The 17,468-nt window shown below is 44.5% G+C and carries 13 protein-coding genes; 6 read left to right on the top strand and 7 right to left on the bottom strand.

The window, feature by feature from the left end:
- Window positions 1–101 precede the first annotated feature (101 nt).
- Window positions 102–1,988: an ABC transporter ATP-binding protein gene (locus tag DKT73_RS00860; RefSeq protein WP_111636722.1), complete on the top strand. Its 1,887-nt coding sequence runs from the start codon at window positions 102–104 to the stop codon at window positions 1,986–1,988.
- Between the two features lie 36 nt (window positions 1,989–2,024).
- Window positions 2,025–2,354 carry a DMT family transporter gene (locus DKT73_RS00865; RefSeq protein WP_111636723.1) on the top strand — a complete coding sequence of 110 codons (330 nt, stop codon included), beginning with the start codon at window positions 2,025–2,027 and terminating at the stop codon, window positions 2,352–2,354.
- Window positions 2,355–2,478: 124 nt separating this feature from the next.
- Here DKT73_RS00865 and DKT73_RS00870 read toward each other — a convergent pair whose 3' ends face one another.
- The 4 genes from DKT73_RS00870 to DKT73_RS00885 all read right to left on the bottom strand — a co-directional run bounded on the left by DKT73_RS00870 (window position 2,479) and on the right by DKT73_RS00885 (window position 7,439).
- A complete protein-coding gene (locus tag DKT73_RS00870) occupies window positions 2,479–3,345 on the bottom strand; it encodes an ABC transporter substrate-binding protein (protein WP_157959138.1) in 867 nt (288 codons plus the stop codon).
- Between the two features lie 130 nt (window positions 3,346–3,475).
- A complete protein-coding gene (locus tag DKT73_RS00875; RefSeq protein ID WP_111636725.1) occupies window positions 3,476–5,233 on the bottom strand; it encodes an alpha-amylase family glycosyl hydrolase in 1,758 nt (585 codons plus the stop codon).
- A gap of 102 nt (window positions 5,234–5,335) precedes the next feature.
- Window positions 5,336–6,565 carry a glycosyltransferase family protein gene (locus DKT73_RS00880; RefSeq protein WP_111636726.1) on the bottom strand — a complete coding sequence of 410 codons (1,230 nt, stop codon included), beginning with the start codon at window positions 6,563–6,565 and terminating at the stop codon, window positions 5,336–5,338.
- Between the two features lie 52 nt (window positions 6,566–6,617).
- Window positions 6,618–7,439 carry an HAD-IIB family hydrolase gene (locus DKT73_RS00885; protein ID WP_111636727.1) on the bottom strand — a complete coding sequence of 274 codons (822 nt, stop codon included), beginning with the start codon at window positions 7,437–7,439 and terminating at the stop codon, window positions 6,618–6,620.
- A gap of 136 nt (window positions 7,440–7,575) precedes the next feature.
- Here DKT73_RS00885 and DKT73_RS00890 point away from each other — a divergent pair, with 136 nt between their 5' ends.
- Window positions 7,576–8,475: a DMT family transporter gene (locus DKT73_RS00890; protein ID WP_332871622.1), complete on the top strand. Its 900-nt coding sequence runs from the start codon at window positions 7,576–7,578 to the stop codon at window positions 8,473–8,475.
- Window positions 8,476–8,784: 309 nt separating this feature from the next.
- Window positions 8,785–9,756 carry a transposase gene (locus DKT73_RS00895; protein ID WP_111636728.1) on the top strand — a complete coding sequence of 324 codons (972 nt, stop codon included), beginning with the start codon at window positions 8,785–8,787 and terminating at the stop codon, window positions 9,754–9,756.
- Window positions 9,757–10,129: 373 nt separating this feature from the next.
- On the opposite strand, the gene DKT73_RS00900 is transcribed toward DKT73_RS00895, so the two are convergent.
- The 3 genes from DKT73_RS00900 to DKT73_RS00910 all read right to left on the bottom strand — a co-directional run bounded on the left by DKT73_RS00900 (window position 10,130) and on the right by DKT73_RS00910 (window position 15,426).
- Complete coding sequence (locus tag DKT73_RS00900; protein ID WP_111636729.1) at window positions 10,130–11,005, bottom strand: MYG1 family protein; 876 nt, start codon at window positions 11,003–11,005, stop codon at window positions 10,130–10,132.
- Between the two features lie 256 nt (window positions 11,006–11,261).
- Window positions 11,262–14,126, bottom strand: coding sequence for a ligand-binding sensor domain-containing protein (locus tag DKT73_RS00905; protein WP_198666507.1), 2,865 nt, complete (start codon window positions 14,124–14,126; stop codon window positions 11,262–11,264).
- Between the two features lie 493 nt (window positions 14,127–14,619).
- Window positions 14,620–15,426: a M48 family metallopeptidase gene (locus tag DKT73_RS00910; RefSeq protein ID WP_198666508.1), complete on the bottom strand. Its 807-nt coding sequence runs from the start codon at window positions 15,424–15,426 to the stop codon at window positions 14,620–14,622.
- Between the two features lie 373 nt (window positions 15,427–15,799).
- On the opposite strand from DKT73_RS00910, the gene DKT73_RS00915 reads away from it, so the two are divergent.
- Complete coding sequence (locus DKT73_RS00915) at window positions 15,800–16,777, top strand: dipeptidase (RefSeq protein ID WP_111636731.1); 978 nt, start codon at window positions 15,800–15,802, stop codon at window positions 16,775–16,777.
- A 64-nt stretch (window positions 16,778–16,841) separates the two neighbouring features.
- A complete protein-coding gene (locus DKT73_RS00920) occupies window positions 16,842–17,387 on the top strand; it encodes a DUF5943 domain-containing protein (RefSeq protein ID WP_111636732.1) in 546 nt (181 codons plus the stop codon).
- The last annotated feature ends 81 nt before the right edge of the window (window positions 17,388–17,468 follow it).

Below are 17,468 nucleotides of genomic sequence, written 5' to 3' on the forward strand. Positions count from 1 at the left end.
ATTTCACGTCGATAATCATATTGCTTTCATGTCCCGCCTAGCGTTTTTCTTTAAAACGCTGCTTTTTTGTCGGTCAAAGTTAGGTTTACTAAGGAATACCCATGTTACGTTTTTTTGAAAAGTGGGTGTCTGCTTACCCAGACACAGATGCGATTAAAGCGCCGAAGACCTTATTTGCGTTCTGCCGCTATTACTCAAAAGGAGTAGAGATTCCGCTGTTAATTATGTCGTTATTAACCGCGACGATTGCCATTTTAGAAGTGACCTTGTTCAGCTTTATGGGGCAATTGGTGGATTGGCTGATTAACAAAGATCCAGAGACCTTTTTTGCCGAAGAGGGCACGCATTTATTGTGGATGTCCTTAATGATTCTCGTCCTTATGCCAACAGTGGCTTTTTTGCACTCGACCATTATTCACCAAACGTTGTTGGGGAATTACCCCATGCGTATTCGTTGGTTGTCGCACCATTATATTTTGCGCCAAAGCATGTCTTTCTTTCAGGACGAATTTGCAGGCCGTATCTCCACCAAGGTAATGCAAACCTCGCTTGCAGTTCGTGAAACCGTCATGAAATTGCTTGATGTCTTGGTCTACATTGGGGTGTATTTTATTTCCATGGTGGTACTGATCGCTAAGGCTGACTATCGTCTGATGATTCCTATGTTGGGATGGTTAGTCTGTTATGTGCTGCTGCAACTCTATTTTGTGCCTAAATTAAAAAAAGTGTCCGCAGAACAAGCGGATGCTCGTTCCACTATGACTGGACGAGTGGTAGACAGCTACAGCAATATTTCGACAGTGAAGCTGTTTTCTCATCATCAACGTGAGGCAGACTATGCCAAAGAAGGCATGGATGGTTTTTTGCAAACGGTTTATAAGCAAATGCGCTTGGTCACCATGCTCAGTGTTGGCGTGCAAACCTGTAACTATGTGTTGGCATTTTCAGTGGCGGCCTTGTCTATTTGGTTGTGGACAGGCAGCATAATTAGTGTTGGAGCCATTGCTATTGCCGTTAGTTTGGCGCTGAGATTGAACGGTATGTCACAATGGATCATGTGGGAAATCAGTGCTTTGTTTGAAAACATCGGTATGGTTAACGATGGCATGAAAACCTTGTCTAGACCTATTGAGATAGAAGACAAACCCAATGCGCCATCCTTATCTGTGCCAAACGGCAGCATTGAATACGATGCGGTGAACTTTCATTATGGCAAACAAGATAGCAAGGTGATTGAAAACCTGAAGCTGTCTATTAAAGCAGGTGAAAAGGTTGGTCTTGTCGGGCGCTCTGGTGCAGGTAAATCGACTATTGTGAATTTGCTGATGCGTTTTCACGATATTGAATCCGGTCAAATTCGCATTGACGGGCAAGACATTAGTGCGGTTAAGCAAGATTCTTTACGTGCGCAAATTGGCATGGTGACACAAGATACTTCCTTGTTGCATAGAACTGTGCGGGAAAACCTACTGTATGGTCGTCCCGATGCCACGGAAGAAGAGATGATTGCGGCGGCGAAAAAAGCCGAAGCTCATGAATTTATTCAAGAGCTAACCGACCCCTTCGGCAACGCAGGCTACGATGCGATGGTTGGTGAGCGTGGGATCAAATTGTCTGGTGGGCAGCGCCAACGTATTGCGATTGCTCGTGTGTTATTAAAAGACGCGCCTTTGTTGATTTTAGACGAAGCGACATCCGCATTGGATTCGGAAGTAGAAGCCGCCATCCAAGACAGCCTGTATAAGCTAATGCAAGGCAAAACAGTGATCGCCATTGCTCATCGATTGTCAACGATTGCGGCCATGGATCGCTTGATTGTGTTGGACAAGGGCAACATCGTCGAGCAGGGTAGCCATGAAGAGCTGATTCAACATGCTGGCATTTACGCGTCACTGTGGGCGCACCAAACTGGCGGCTTTTTGGCAGAGGATATTGACCTAGACGAGGTTGACCTTGATGCGATTAAGCAAGAAGAGCCGATCAAATAACCGTATTCGTTGAAAATCTAAGGCAGAGAAAGGCTCATGACGTATTTAATTTTGTTTCTGGCGATATTGGCGGAAGTGATTGCGACCACGGCTTTAAAGGCGTCTGATTCTTTTACTAAATTAGGCCCTAGCATCGTATTGGTTGTTGGCTATGGTGTGTCTTTTTATCTGCTAACCATTGTGATGCGTTCTATGCCGACGGGCGTGACATACGCGATTTGGTCGGGCTTAGGGATTGTATTGATTTCGGTATTTGGTTATTTGTTTAACCATGAAAAACTCGACTTAGCGGCTTGTATCGGCATGTCTTTGATTGTTGTGGGTGTGGTGGTGATTAATGTGTTTTCGAAAACCGTAAGCCACTGATAAAGTTAGAAAATAACTTTGAGAACGTGCGCTAAAGGCATCCACGACCAGTAGGCAGTTGGTTATAAAACCCTCGTTGATAAACATCAGCGAGGGTTTTTTTACGCGTTTTAAAATGTTTTTACTACAGTGCGTCGGTGATTTCTTTGATTTGCATGTTAAGGCTTTGCAAACCATTACCCGATAAGTACCAAAGTTTAGGTGATAAATAAGTGATTTGAATGTTTTGACCACCTTGAGCGGCTAAGTCTGCTTTCAGCTTCTCTACATCAAGCGCCTCTTTTGTATTGCCAATGGCTGCGCTGCGGTCAATGATAAATAAGCTTGTGGGCTTCATTTCTGCGATATTGCTGATTGTCAATGAGGTAAAGGTTCGAGTTCCACGTTGTTGAGGTTTGACATGTGGGGGAAGGGCTGGACTGGCTAAACCAAGCAGCTGAGTGGCGATGGGTTCGTCACGTAATCCAAAAGAACCATTGTTATGGGTAACAAACAAGGTAGTCGGTGCCCCTTTGATGGCCATTTTGCTGGTTTCTATTGTTGTCTTTAATGCTGTAAGTGCGGACTCGGCAGCGGGTTGGGCATCAAATAGTGTCGCTAGAGAGGTTACGTTGTCGCGTAAACTTTGCCAATAATCATCACCTGAAGCGTCTACTTGTTTGACTTTGCTAATGGTCTCCAACTCCGCTTTGCTAGCGGCTTGGCGACCGGTGATCACAACAATATCTGGTTTTAAGGCTTTTAGAGTCTCAATGTCTGGCGTCTTTAAACCACCAACATCAGCATAACGTGCGTCTTTAAATTGGGTTAAATAATCCGGAAGCGTTTGTTTCGGGACGCCAACGACATGAGCTTCTAATTTAAGCGCTGCCATGGTGTCTAAGCTGCCAAGATCAAATACAGCGGCCGTTGGTGAAGAGGTTGCGGCTGTCCCCAGTTGGCTAACAGCCACTAAGGTGCCAACAGCCAGTATTTTTCGTATATTCATCATGTTTACCATTACCTATGTCTTGAAAGAATAACCATTACCAATCGTTGATAATGGTTATCATTGTCTCATCTTTGGTGATGATTTTCGTGAACATAAGTTGGTACGATGTGTTGCTGAATGCGAAACAACACTAATTGTCTTTGATCTTTCTTTTTTTATTGGCCAACCAAACGAATTGATAGGGCATTAAGGTGACTTTGCCCAAATGGTCTTCGTACGTTTGTTCAGAAACCAGATCGGTCCACTCATCGGTGGCAATAAGATTGAGTTCAGACAAGTTGAAGCTCTGTGGCTGGTCTGTCATGTTATATACCGCAAACAGGCTTTGCCTGCGGTCTAGACTTTGGCGCCAGAAAGCGAATAAGTTTTCTCCCATGTGCAACACGTATTGAGTCGCATTAGGGTGAAAAGCGGGCTGAGCGCGGCGTATTTTGGTGAGTTTGGTCACGCTCTGAAAGACTTTTTGATGATGGGTTGGCGTGTTTAAAGCATGGTCTAAATCTTCCATGTCCCAAATATGGCGGTTAATAGAGCGAAATTGCCCCGTGTTGTCGACACGTTCCAGGTCGTTTTCTGTGCCAAACAAGCTATGAATGTAAAAAGCGGGCACGCCTTCTAGTGCCAACATGACGCCGGCCGCACACAAAAAACGCGCAAATTGCCACTTGTCTGGTCCTTGTTGCGCTGATCCTGATAAGGCATTCCAGAGACTGATATTTATTTCATAGGGTTTGGCTTCGCCTTCTGGTGTGGTGCGAGAGCTGATTTTGCCACCAAAACGTTTCATGGTATTGATCAGCGTTTCTAGCTCCCATTCAGTCAGTAAACCTTCTGTGGGGCGCAGGCCAATGCCGTCGTGGGAAGCAATAAAGTTGAGGTAAGTGGTACCTTGTTGGGCTGGGGTCATGCTCATTAACCATTGTTTCAAATGGCGGCAGTTTCCCGTCACGAGGCTGTTAATTAACAATGGCGGTAAGGAGAAATTGTAAATCAAATGTGCTTCGTTAGCGTTGCCGAAGTAGGTTAAATTTTCCTGATTTGGAATGTTGGTTTCGGTGATGATCACGGCTTCTGGGGCGTAATGCTCAATCATTAAGCGCAATAGGCGGATCATTTCATGGGTTTGTGGCAGGTTGATGCAGCTGGTGCCAGGGATTTTCCACAAAAAAGCCACCGCGTCCAGACGAAACCAGCGAATGCCTTTTTCCAGATACAGATGAATAATTCGCAAAAACTCCAGCAGGACATCGGGGTTTTCGAAGTTCAAATCAATTTGGTCATGACTAAATGTACACCAAACGTATTTTGTGCCATTTTTGGTCTGCACTTCACGTAATAAGGGTGATGTTCTCGGTCGAACCACGGCGCTTAAATCAGCGTTTGGGTCCGCTTCATAAAAAAAGCGTGAACCTGGATCCACACCTGCTTTGTAATTTTCAAACCAAAGACTGCGGCTGGAACAATGGTTAATCACCAGATCGCCCATGACTTTAAAATCTTGAGAAAGGTTCACCACATCTGCCCATCGCCCACAGGAGGGATTCACTGTGGTGTAATCCATTACGCTAAAACCATCGTCTGAACTGTAGGGAAAAAAAGGCAACAAATGCACGGCAGATAAGCAATCCGACAGCGTCGTTTTAACAAAGTCGTGCAAGGTTTTTAACGGCGCCTCCTCTTTTTTTCGCAAGGTGTCTGCATAGGTAATCAGCATGATATCAGACTGATCCCAAAGGTTTCGGTGAGGACGAGGCGATTCTGTTGTGGGATCGAGCTGAAACGTCGAGAGGCATTTATGAGCAAGCTCTTTATGATCCAAGTTCGGGTAAATGACGTGTAAATGAGCAATAATTCGCTGCTCTAAGGGCGATAAAGGCGCATTTTCCATGTTTACCTACCTGTGTTTTATTCAGTAAAAAAAACACGTAAAGACGCCCATAAGGGCGACGTTCACGTTGCGTTGTTTAAGAGGTACTCGTCTTTAGATCTGCTATTTTTTAGGGCCATATTGGGCCATATCCAATTCGACGGCTTGGGCGAGTTGGCTCATCACGCCGGGAAACGCACTGACGACTCGATTCCAGCTAGGGATAAAAGGCGTTTCCATTGGGTTGTCTAAATATTGGTTGCCCGCTTTCATAATGTTGCTGGCAAACAATTCTACGGCACGCTCTTCGGTGTGAACGTCCAACTTGAGACCGTTGATCTCAGCGTCGTTTTTATAGGTTTCAATGAAATCCAGCGCCACGCGATAATAAGTCGCCTTGATGGTACGGAAAGTTTCTTGATTAAAGATAGTGCCATTGGTTGCGAGTTTTCTGAAAATGGCCTTGGTAATATCAATGGACATTTTAGACAAACCACCATCGTCATTGTCGGCCGATAAATCTTGATGTTTGTGATCGTAAATGTCAGCGATGTCGACCTGACACAAGCGGTTGGTCGAGTAGTTACGATACATTTCGCTCAGCACGCCAATCTCTAATCCCCAATCACTTGGAATGCGCAAATCTGTCATTACATCGCGTCGGAAAGAGAACTCTCCTGCTAAAGGGTAACGGTAGCTGTCTAGGTAATCTAAATAATCTAAGTGCCCAAAGACTTTTTTAAGCGAGCAGAGCAAAGGGGTAACCAACAAGCGGCTGACTCGACCATTCATCTTGCCATTGGCAGCACGGGCATAGAAGCCCTTGCAGAATTCGTAGTTAAAATTTGGATTGGCCACCGGATAAATCAGCCGCGCAAGCAGTTCTCTGTCATAGGTGACAATGTCACAATCGTGCATTGCAATGGATTCTGCTTTGCCAGCCGCGAGGTTATAACCCATGCAAAACCATACATTGCGGCCTTTACCTGGATCCGAAGGGGAAAGGTGTTCACCTTTTAATACATTATCGATTTCTCGCAAACGCGGGCCATCATTCCACAATACCTTGACGTTTTGTGGTAGCACGCTAAAAAACTCTAATGCGTGTCGGTATTGCTCTTCCGTGGCGCGATCCAATCCGATCACAATCTCAGATAGATAAGGTACTTGCTGTAAGTGTTTAAGAATATTCGGCATAGCATCTGTTTCTAATTCAGAATACAGACAAGGCAGGATAAGAGACATGGGTCGCGTTTTAGCAAACTCACACAGTTCTTTTTCCATTTCTTCTAACGGGCGGTGTGCCAAATTATGAAGTGTGGTGATGATACCGTTTTGATGAAAATCGCCCATGTTATTTCTCCTAGTTTGAAAATGACTTTTGGTATTGTTTTTGTGTCTGGGTCTACAAAATACCTTGCTTGGTTAACGCTAAATTAATGGCTTGCGCCCATCCTTCGGGGCCGTAGGCATCACTCAACCACGCATCACTGCGCTGTGGGATTTCTGGGGGAGCATGCACCGGAGAGCGAATCACCACGGGTATGTCGGCTTTGCTTAACATACCAACGTCGTTTTCACCGTCGCCTAACGCCATGGTCGTAATGTCTTCATCGCTTTGCTCGGCGTATACCGCTTTGAGCCATAACATGGCGTTAGCTTTGTCACAGTGCACGCCCATTAGGTGTGCAAAGCGTCCTCCTTTTTGCACTTGCACACCAAACTTGGCAAGATCATCGCGGAAAATGCGCAGTGCCAAGTTGGAATCTGTCCACACCATAGGTTCGGTAAATTCTCGTTGCATGGCTTGTTTTGCATTGTGTTCGCTTAAGCCGGTGAGCGTGACTAACTCTTGCCAAGTCATGTCATGAAAACGTTTAAAGGTATACTGATCTTGTTTATCGTTCGTCAGCGCGATGAGCTCAGCTCGTTTTGGGCCAAATGACTTACGCCAATAATCACCACAGTCTTCTAATGTTTCATTTAATGTGAGAGCGGAATGTTTCGGGATATACACCGCAGAACCGTTTTCTACGATAAAAGGGTCTTGGTGATTGAGCGCTTTTCTGAGCTCTACAAGCTCCACAAAAGTCTTGCTGGTATTGATCACACAGGGAATGGAAAAGGTCTTTAAAGACCCCATAGCCGCTAGCGCAGGCTGAAAACTGTAGGTGTGATGATCGAGTAAAGTGCCATCCAAATCAGTAAAAATTAAAAGCGTTGTCATATCGATTCCTTCTTGGGTCCATCAAAATACCACTGGTGGACGTTAGTCATAGTCTTGCAAATCTGGTGCCAGTGCGTAACAGTGGCGTTTTCCTTGATAAGGTACAGCTCAAAGGTTAACTAGGCTGTTGAACAAAATGATGACAAGTTTGCTACGGTTATGTGTCTACGTGATGCTGGCATTGTTGGCCTTCGCGGCAAATTCAGTATTGTGTCGGATTGCGCTTAACGGTGGTCTTATTGATCCAGCACAATTTACCGCTTGGCGCTTACTGAGTGGAGCTATTACCTTGGTGGTGCTTTGTGTGTTGGCATCGCTAACCAAACCGCGTGGTGATTTGAAAACGGCTTGGCAAGAAGGCAGTTGGTTGTCAGCGTTGGCATTGTTTATTTATGCATTAGGTTTTTCCTACGCCTACGTTACTTTATCTACTGGAATGGGAGCCTTGATCCTCTTTGGTGCTGTGCAACTGACCTTGATCTCATTGGCCGTCAGGGCAGGGCAGAAGCTAGTTTGGCTGGAGTGGCTAGGGTTGGTGATCGCCTTTTCTGGCTTTGTTTACTTGGTATTGCCAACTTTGTCGTCACCTTCTTTATTAGGCTTTATTTTAATGACGCTAGCTGGCATCGCGTGGGGTATGTATACATGGCGAGGTAAGGCGTCGACGAAACCCTTATTTGCCACTACATCAAACTTTGTACGAACCCTTCCTATGCTGCTCGTTATCCTCTTGATTATTTATATCAGTGCAGAGCCAACGACCACCAAACCTCAGAGTGAAGGCATTGTTCTAGCGGTCACCTCAGGCGCCATTATGTCGGGACTCGGCTACGCCATCTGGTATGCCGTTCTGCCTTATCTTAGTGCTTCCAGTGCCGCTGTTTTACAACTATTAGTCCCCATCATCGCCACCATTGGCGGCGTGATATTCGCCAATGAATCCATCACTTTACACCTCATCATCGCCACATTAAGTGTCTTAGGTGGCGTATTACTGGTGATACTGGGGAGAAACAGAATACGTAAAAATGCCTAGTTTTGGTGCATTTTTATCCTAATGCGCCATCATTGACAGACTAGCTGATTGAAATTTGGTCGTTGTTTGCTTTGTTTCTTTAGAGTCATCACTGTTATTTTTTAAATCTTATGAGGCAAGCGCGAGAAACAGACTAACAAGACACCCAAAAAAAAGACTAACAAGACACCCACACGCAAATTTGACAGTCCAAAAAGACTAACAAAAAGACTAAAACAAAGACTAACAAGATACCCACACGCAAATTTGACAGTCCAAAATTATGCTGTATATTTAACCAGTATATTTTCTCATGGAGGGGAAGTGCTCATGCCAAGAGCCAGAAGTCAGCAAATTTGTTTGGATGATACACCTTATTATCATTGTATCTCTCGTTGCGTCCGTAGGGCGTTTTTATGCGGCAAGGACCCTGTCTCTGGCGAAAGCTTTGAGCATCGCCGCGGCTGGGTTGAAAAGCGTTTGTTATTTTTAGCCAGTGTCTTTGCTATCGATGTTTGTGCTTATGCGGTAATGAGTAATCATCTGCATGTTGTGCTGCACATAAACTCAGAAAAAATTGCTAAGTGGTCTAAACTGGACGTTTTGAAACGCTGGCATAAGTTACATAAAGGTACTTTGTTTACTCAACAATATGTACGAGGCGAAGCATTGCCTGATTATGCAATGGCTATGGTGGAGTCTTCAGCCGAGACTTTCAGAAAGCGTTTAACCGACATTAGTTGGTTCATGAAAGAATTGAATGAGCCTATTGCTCGACAAGCGAATTTTGAAGATAAGTGTACAGGTAGGTTTTGGGAAGGGCGCTTTAAGTCCCAAGCGCTGCTTGATGAGCCTGCATTACTGGCTTGTATGGCCTACGTTGACCTGAATCCACTTAGAGCGAAAGTAAGTCAAACACCTGAAACCTCGGCATTCACCAGTGTTAAAAAACGAGTCACCGCCGCAAGACATCAAAAGCAACCAAAATTGCTTTATCCTTTTGTTGGTAACCGCAGAGAGAACAAGCTAGATGGTTTACCTTTCAAGTTGACAGATTACCTTGAATTGGTGGATATAACAGGAAGAATTATCCGAAAAGACAAGCGTGGCGCATTAGACGCTTCGCTGTTACCGATTCTTCAACGACTCAACATATCCTCAGAAAATTGGCTGTGTATCGCCATAGAATTTGGTGCAAGAACAGGTGTTGTTGTTGGTTCAGAACAGTCAATTGCTTCCTACTGCGATGCAAATAAACGACAAAGAAAGCCTAAATTAAGTGATATTCGGCTTCTTGCTTAGCTTCCTCAAATCTGCCCATTCTATATTTATTGACTAATGTCATATTAGTAAATGTACTCGTAAAAGAACCAATAATCCTGCCTCTAAAGAATAAATTTAGTCTTTTTACAGTAGTAAGAGAGCGCATTTTTAGTGAAATACTCTCTGTGCGAAGGCTTTTTGTAGCGCTTTTTGTAAATGATAGGGTGTTTTTTAAGTTGCGTGTCCATGAAAAAGTTAAATGATAGGGTGTTTTTTAAGTTGCGTGTCCATGAAAAAAGTTGTGCGAAGGCTTTTTGTAAATGATAGGGTGTTTTTTTGAGTTGTGTGTCCATGAGTAAAAGATAAGGGCTAGTTGATTGAAGAGGGGTTTTTTCATCTAGCCCTAAATTTATTAATATTCCAGCGCTATTTTTGCCATTTTCATGGTGTTTTCAAAAGATTCACAGCCGGCGATAAATAAACCGTTATGACAGAACATAGCGTCGTTTAAACCGGTGACGTTTTGTAGTTCTTTATCAGACAATCCTGCCCACGGTGCGGGGAGTTTCTTGCGATCTTCAAACGAGCCGAGTTCGACGGGCACGGTTTGTATGCGCCACTGTCCTGTTTGAGATGGATAGACGATAAATAAGGCGTCTTTCGATAACCTAAGCACGGTGGTTTTCCAAGGGGTGTATTGTTCTAATACTATGACTCTTGGATCTTCCGCGTTTTCTATGGCGTTGGCGACGATGCTTTTTGCGTTTACACCACCGGTTGCTGCGGCAATAAATCGGGTTAATAAGCGTGATGCAAAGACAACGGCTTCATCGAAGCAGGCATCAAAATCGTCTTGTTCTTGCCATGTTGGGTTAAACATGGAGATGGTTTGGCTTAGGCTAATGCCGGTTTGTACACCTTCTACGTGTCCGCAATCGATAGCGTCGATAGCGGAGACTAGATTTTTATCCAAAGCGTCAGCCACTTCCTGATTGCCGGCGCATATGGTTAGTCCGTATTTTTGCCAAATCAAGCCAAATGATGAAAATGGGATGCCGTTGTCTCGTGCGCCTGCGCCGCCTTTTTGGTGATGATCAAAGCGGTTTGTTTCTGTATCGAATATGCCACCTACGTCCACTACTATGTCGGCATTGGCGATGACGGCTAGGTCTCGTGTACGTATTAATTTAGCTGCTGGAAAAATATTTTTCAGTGCAGCAACCGCAAACACGTCGTCAGCATGAAAGTTTCCGTTGTGCGTTGCGATTACTTTAACTTGTTCGGTCATTCTATGGTCTCTTTTATTAATATCATGTCACTTAACAGCACACACGTACTCACGACCGGAATGTTACTGGGTTTTAGTGGTGGGGGACACCGTTCATTTTAAGGGCTTCGAAGAGTGGCTGCGAAAAAGCCAATCAAGACAGTGTCTTTAGCCGCATAATGAGTGACATCGTAGTAAGCCACTCTCCTTTGTCTGCTCTCTTTGAAACAGCCCTATTAAAGGAGGGGCTTTATATGTTGTGTTTGATTAATACAGTCTATGGTGCAATTTCAACGCGATTTCGTCCTTGTTCTTTGGCTCTGTAAAGGGCTTGGTCTGCTAGACGGAGCAGGTCTTCGTAGGTGTCTACTTGGTGGGCAAGAGCGGCCCCTATGCTGACTGTCATGGTGAAGTTTGCGTCTATATCTCTGTAGTCGAGTGAGGCAATACGTTGGCAGATGTTTTCGCAGAAACTAGCAACATTTGATTGCTCTAACCCTTCAATGACTAAGGTAAATTCTTCTCCGCCCCAACGGGCGACATGGATTTTGTCACCAGCAATCTGTCTTAGCTGTTCTGCTAGTATCTTGATTGCTTTATCGCCAATCAGATGAGAATAACGGTCGTTGATCATTTTAAAGTTATCAATATCGATAATGGCCAGAATGAGACTAGTATCTTTTATTTTAGCTTGCGGAAATTTCTCACTGAGCCATTTGTCAAACGCACGGCGATTGGGCAGTTTTGTTAGGCCGTCTTCGTTCGCTTGACGCTGAAAGTCTTCAGATTGTTGGCGCAATGCATAGGTTTGTTTTTCGACCAGTGCTTTTAGTCTTATTTCACTTTGCTGTAACCGTTGCAAACGCCAGCGAAGTCCGCCAACTAACAGTAATAGAATCGATAGAATAATGGCAATTTGCACGTCAAGCCGTTGCCAGAAATAGGGCAAGATGCGGAATTCGTAAAGATGTTCGGCATTGTGCCAATCGCTGTAGGGGTAACGAGCACTGACCAAAAATTGATAATTGCCAGGTGCTAGGTTGGTATATTCGGCAATGGTGTTCTTGCCTCGAGTTGCCCAGTTGTCTTCAAATCCGACAAGTCTGGTACGATATTCAATACGAGACGACATGACATAACCTAACCCTGCATAATGAAAGACTATGCGATTGGTGCCCGCTGGCAGAACGTGGCTTTGTTCTGCTGGTAACAGATTGCCGTCTGCGTATATGGATTCTATCACCAGGGGCAGGCGAGCAGTGTTTTTTGTCGATATGATGGAGCTGTCGATCATGGTAACGCCTTTGGCGGTGGCAAACCAGAGTTTGCCATTCTCGGTTGCTATCGCTGCAGGATTAGAGCCGCCATTTGCTTGAGCGCTTGCCATGCCATCACTTTCAGAGAAGTGTTCAAATTCAATGTGTTCTTGGTTACCGTTCGCAACCGCATGGGCCGCGTTATAATCCACTCGCCAAATGCCGCGATTACTGGTGAGCCATAAGCCACTTGTACCGTCGTAAATAACCTGAAATAGCTTGTCGATGGGCAGTCCTGTGTTACGACCAATTAAGCTTAACTTTCCATCTCGTTGACGATAACGTATTAGACCGCGGTCCGAGGCTATCCAAACATAGCCCGGTTCCATCCAAAAACCAAAGGCGTATTCTGCTTCTTCTTGGCTTCTAATGGAAACGATCTCAAATCCGTTTTCTGTCCGTTTGGCTGCACCATAGCCTGTGCCAACCCATAGTTGGCCTTGATCGTCTTCGGCTAAGGCTAGAATATAGTTGTCTGGTAAGCCGTTTTCTCGGGTGAAGAGTTGCTGTTTGCCCGATGCGTCTTGTCGTACTAGACCACTGGTCGTTCCGATCCATAAATCCCCATGACTGTCTTCTAAAATGGCTCTGACTTCATCGCTAGGCAAACCACTTTGTTGATTTAAAAAAGGGAATAACTGTTTGTCTTGCCAGAGCATAAGCCCATTTAGGTAGGTACCAACCCAAACACCATCGTCGCTGCGTTTGGCTAAACTCAGTACTGAAACAGAGGTGCCCATATTGATTCTTGCATTGTGGGCAATATTGTTTTCGATAAGACTGAGTCCTTCACTTGAACCAACTAATATTGAGTTAGGACTAATCTCGATGACGCTGCGTACATAGTCGCCGACAAGCTGTCGATCCTTGGTCCAAGTCGTAAATGGCGCTTTGCGAAGGCGCATTAATCCCCCTGTCGTGCCTATCCAGATACTGCCTTCTAGGTCTTGGAACAATGACAAAACACGATTGTTGGGGAGTCCAGATTTACTGTCTAACATTTCGATATGATTATTATGAATCCGAAAAATGCCTTTATTAATGGTTCCCAACCACAAATTTTGATCCGTATCCTGCATTAATGTAGTAACGGCCTCACCGGCCAAACGTGGATGAAGCAAATAGGCTTTATTATTATCTAGCACATAGGCGCCACGACTTGTAGCGATCAGTAAGCGTTTATCTTGTGTTTCTAATAAAGAATAGACGCGTAGTTCGGGTAGGTTATGTTGGCTTAATACTTCTTTTTTATTGGTGCCATTGAGTTGAAATAAACCTTTTTCTGTTGCTGCCCAGATGCGTCCTTGGCTGTCTTCAAGTATTCGATAGGCGCTGATATTTTGTAAGGACCATACTTCTTCCACAGAATCATTGCTTTGCGTTGTTATTTGACCGGATGCAGGGCGGTAATACACTCCCAAGCCTTCAACGGCCAACCAAAGGTCGCCAGCGCTGTCTTTGAGAACATGATTCACCATACCGCGTGCGGTAGGCTGAGGTAGCCATTGGTTGCCATGACGGTAGGTTATCCCACCCCTTGCCCCTGCAATCCAGAGACCATTATCATTGTCAGGCACTAAAGCGCGGGTGCCAGAGTCAAGGATGCCAGTTTGCGCAGAACGTTCATAGAAGCGAAAGTCACGACCATTATAAAGCGCCACGCCTTCCCAAGTGGCAAACCATAGGTAACCGTCGGAAGTTTGCGCAATGGCATTGATGCTGTTGTGTGGTAAACCGTCTTGGGTAGACCAAGTATCGGAAAAATAGTCTGCTAAAGGAGTGGTTGCATGGACGGCACCTGCACAGTAGGCAAGTGTTATTGCCAACCACCACGTGTATGTTTTGTGTGAGCAATTAAGAAGTACTTTTATTCTCGTACTTGTACAAATCAATACCAGTGACATTTTTCTACGCAATGAGCGTTTCATAAGCAGCGAGACGTTCCACATTTTGGGTTATATGCCTTTAATGTTGAGGCGAGTACTAAAAAAGAATGACGGTTATGGTTATAAAGATAAGCAAATAGTATCACGAAGAATTTACAAAAAATGTTTCTAAATGTTACTGAATATTCAGTCATAATTTAAAAAAGGAAGAGAAACTCAGTTTCTTTTTTTAAAAAGTGGCGATGACATCAAGGTAATCAATTAAAAAACGTCATCCATGAAGGTAAAAAAACACTTAATATTAACTTAATAAAAAAGAAGTGAAAAAGCGCAGGCTAAAAGAGGTAATGTATTAACGGATTCAATCAAAATTAGGAGTAGGCTAAAATAGTGTTTTGATTTTAACCCACTCCAATGGCATTTTATTTAACCATTAGTAACATTTCGCCTGTTTATTTTGTGCAGCAAGAGGTTCATAAACCGCCAGGTTTTTGGGCAAATTGGCTTGTAAGTCCTTGATACGCGTAGCGTTAGCGGGATGTGTGGACAATAACTCAGGGGTTTTGCTTTCACCGCCCGCACTCATATTGCGCCACAATGCGACGCTTTCTCTAGGGTCAAAGCCAGCTTTGGCCATGTATTCTAAGCCAAGTAAATCCGCCTCAGACTCATGGGAGCGGCTGAAAGGTAAGATAATGCCGACTTGCGCACCAATGCCTAATGCTTGGAAAATCGCGACTTTCTCCGGTGTTTCTTCACCGCTTAACTGATAACCCAATGACAGCGCTTGACTGGTAGCCAATTGAGTGGAGACGCGCTCATTACCGTGTCTGGCAATAACATGAGCCAATTCATGGCCGACAACAGCGGCTAGTTGAGATTGGTTTTCGGCCACTTTTAAAAGTCCTGTGTAAACCCCAACTTTGTAACCTGGCAAAGCAAAGGCGTTTACTTGTTCGTCATCAAATAATACGACTTCCCAGTTTTGATCGCGGTATTTATCGGGTAGCACGGCGATCAGCGTATCGGCCACACATTGCACTTGTTCGCCTAGTTTAGAATCTGAGGAGGTGGGGATTTCCTTTTTCATTTCTGTGAAAGATTGGATCCCCATCTCATTCATTTGGCTATCAGGCAACACCGCAAACTGCTTACGACCTGTTGGAGACGCACTGCACCCAACCATAACCACTAATGCTGCGGCCAGAGCGGCCTTAAGAGAAATCTTCATAAACATCATGTAAAACCACCTTTAAAACGGCATGGACTGTTGAATGTAACGGCTATTATAGAGAAGGGCTTTTGTTAGAAGCAAATGGAGATCGAGTGAAGCCTTATTTTATGTCTGCTGCTTATTGTTAGTGCAGAGTTTGTCATTAAAAATCTTTCATTAAAAGAAAGACATAAAAACTTTCGGAACGGCTCGATAGAACGCTGGGTTGGCATACTGCTTGATTTGAATGCAATCTGTATAGATAGCCCCAAGATGGTTAGTCGCTTTTAGTCTTCCTATAGTCGTTTCCAGCCAGCTCCCACCCGTAGCGAAAAATTACACTGAGTTCATTGATAGTCACTCCTTTAAAAAGCCCATATCAGATAGGTAAGGAAAAACAATGAACGCAGCAGAGCTACACGACAAGTCTATTATCATTGATGGCTTAATTTGTGCTAAGTGGAATCGCGAATTATTCGAAGACATGGCGAAGGGCAAGCTGACAGCAGCGAATTGCACTGTATCGTTTTGGGAGAACTTTGAAGGGACCGTTCGCAATGTGGTTGAGATGAATCAGCTGATCGAAGCCAACAGTGACTTATTGCTGAAGGTGTATACCACGAAAGACATTCATCGTGCCAAAGCCGAAGGTAAAACGGGCGTGATGATGGGCTTTCAAAATGCCCATGCGTTTGAGGATCAAATCGGTTACGTCCAGATTTTTAAAGACCTTGGCGTAGGCATTGTGCAAATGTGCTACAACACGCAAAACTTGGTCGGCACAGGTTGTTACGAGCGCGACGGTGGTTTGTCGGGTTATGGTCGTGAGATCGTGGCGGAGATGAATCGCGTTGGTATGTTGTGTGATTTATCTCATGTTGGTCCAAATACCGCGAAAGAAGTCATTATCGAATCGAAGAAGCCTGTAGCGTATTCCCACTGTTTGCCAGCGGGTTTAAAAGAGCACCCACGTAACCGCACAGACGAAGAGCTTAAGTTTATTGCTGACAATGGCGGTTTTGTTGGCGTCACCATGTTCGCACCTTTCTTAAAAGCCGGTATTAACGCCACCATTGACGATTATGTAGAAGCCATTCAATACATTTACAACCTCGTAGGTGAAGATGCAATCGGCATCGGCACTGACTTTACGCAAGGTCACGGTTACGACTTTTTCGAATACCTCACTCACGACAAAGGCTATGCCCGCCGCTTGACGCGTTTTGGCGAAATTATTAATCCATTGGGTATGCGTACGGTTGGCGATTTCCCGAACTTGACTGAAGCGCTGTTGAAACATGGTTTTAGCGAGCGTCAAGTGGTGAAAATAATGGGCGAGAATTGGGTGAACCTTCTTCACGAAATTTGGGGTGAGTAAAGCTACTGCGCTTGTAACGCTTTACAGTATTTGATCTTAACGAAAAGAATTTAAGGAATTGAACATGTCTACACATGCGCCAGAAATGCCAATTGTTGTTGACGATGAAACCGGTGTTTGGACAACAGATGCGTTGCCCATGCTGTACGTACCTCGTCACTTTTTTGTTAATAACCACATGGGCATTGAAGACGAGATAGGTGCCGAACGTTATGCCGATATCCTTTATAAAGCCGGTTATAAATCAGCCTATTTTTGGTGTGAACAAGAGTCTGAATGTCATGGTATTTACGGCGAAGACATTTGGCACCACTACTTAAAGCGTCTTTCTCAACGCGGTTGGGGGTTTTTTATTACCGAAGCATTGGACATCGAAAAAGGCACGGCAAAAGTGCGTTTAGAAAACTCAGCTTTTGTTTATCACTACGAAAAAATCCACGGTAAAAAAGTCAATCGCAAGGTGGATTACATGTTCACTGGTTGGTTTGCCGGTGCGTTGGATCAGATCTTAGCAAGTAAAGGTTTGACGACTCGTACAAAAGCGATTCAAACCCAGAGCGCGGCGGAAGAAGGGTTTGCCGTCGGTTATTTTGAGGTTTCTCCATTGTAATTCGTCGGTAAGAGCGCGGGCAGGTGCTCTTTCTTTATTACGATTTATTTTTATGATTTTGCCAGTTAGGCGGGGTTTTGT

Origin of the sequence: Marinomonas shanghaiensis (assembly GCF_003259175.1) — a bacterium.
Taxonomy (GTDB): Bacteria; Pseudomonadota; Gammaproteobacteria; order Pseudomonadales; family Marinomonadaceae; genus Marinomonas; species Marinomonas shanghaiensis.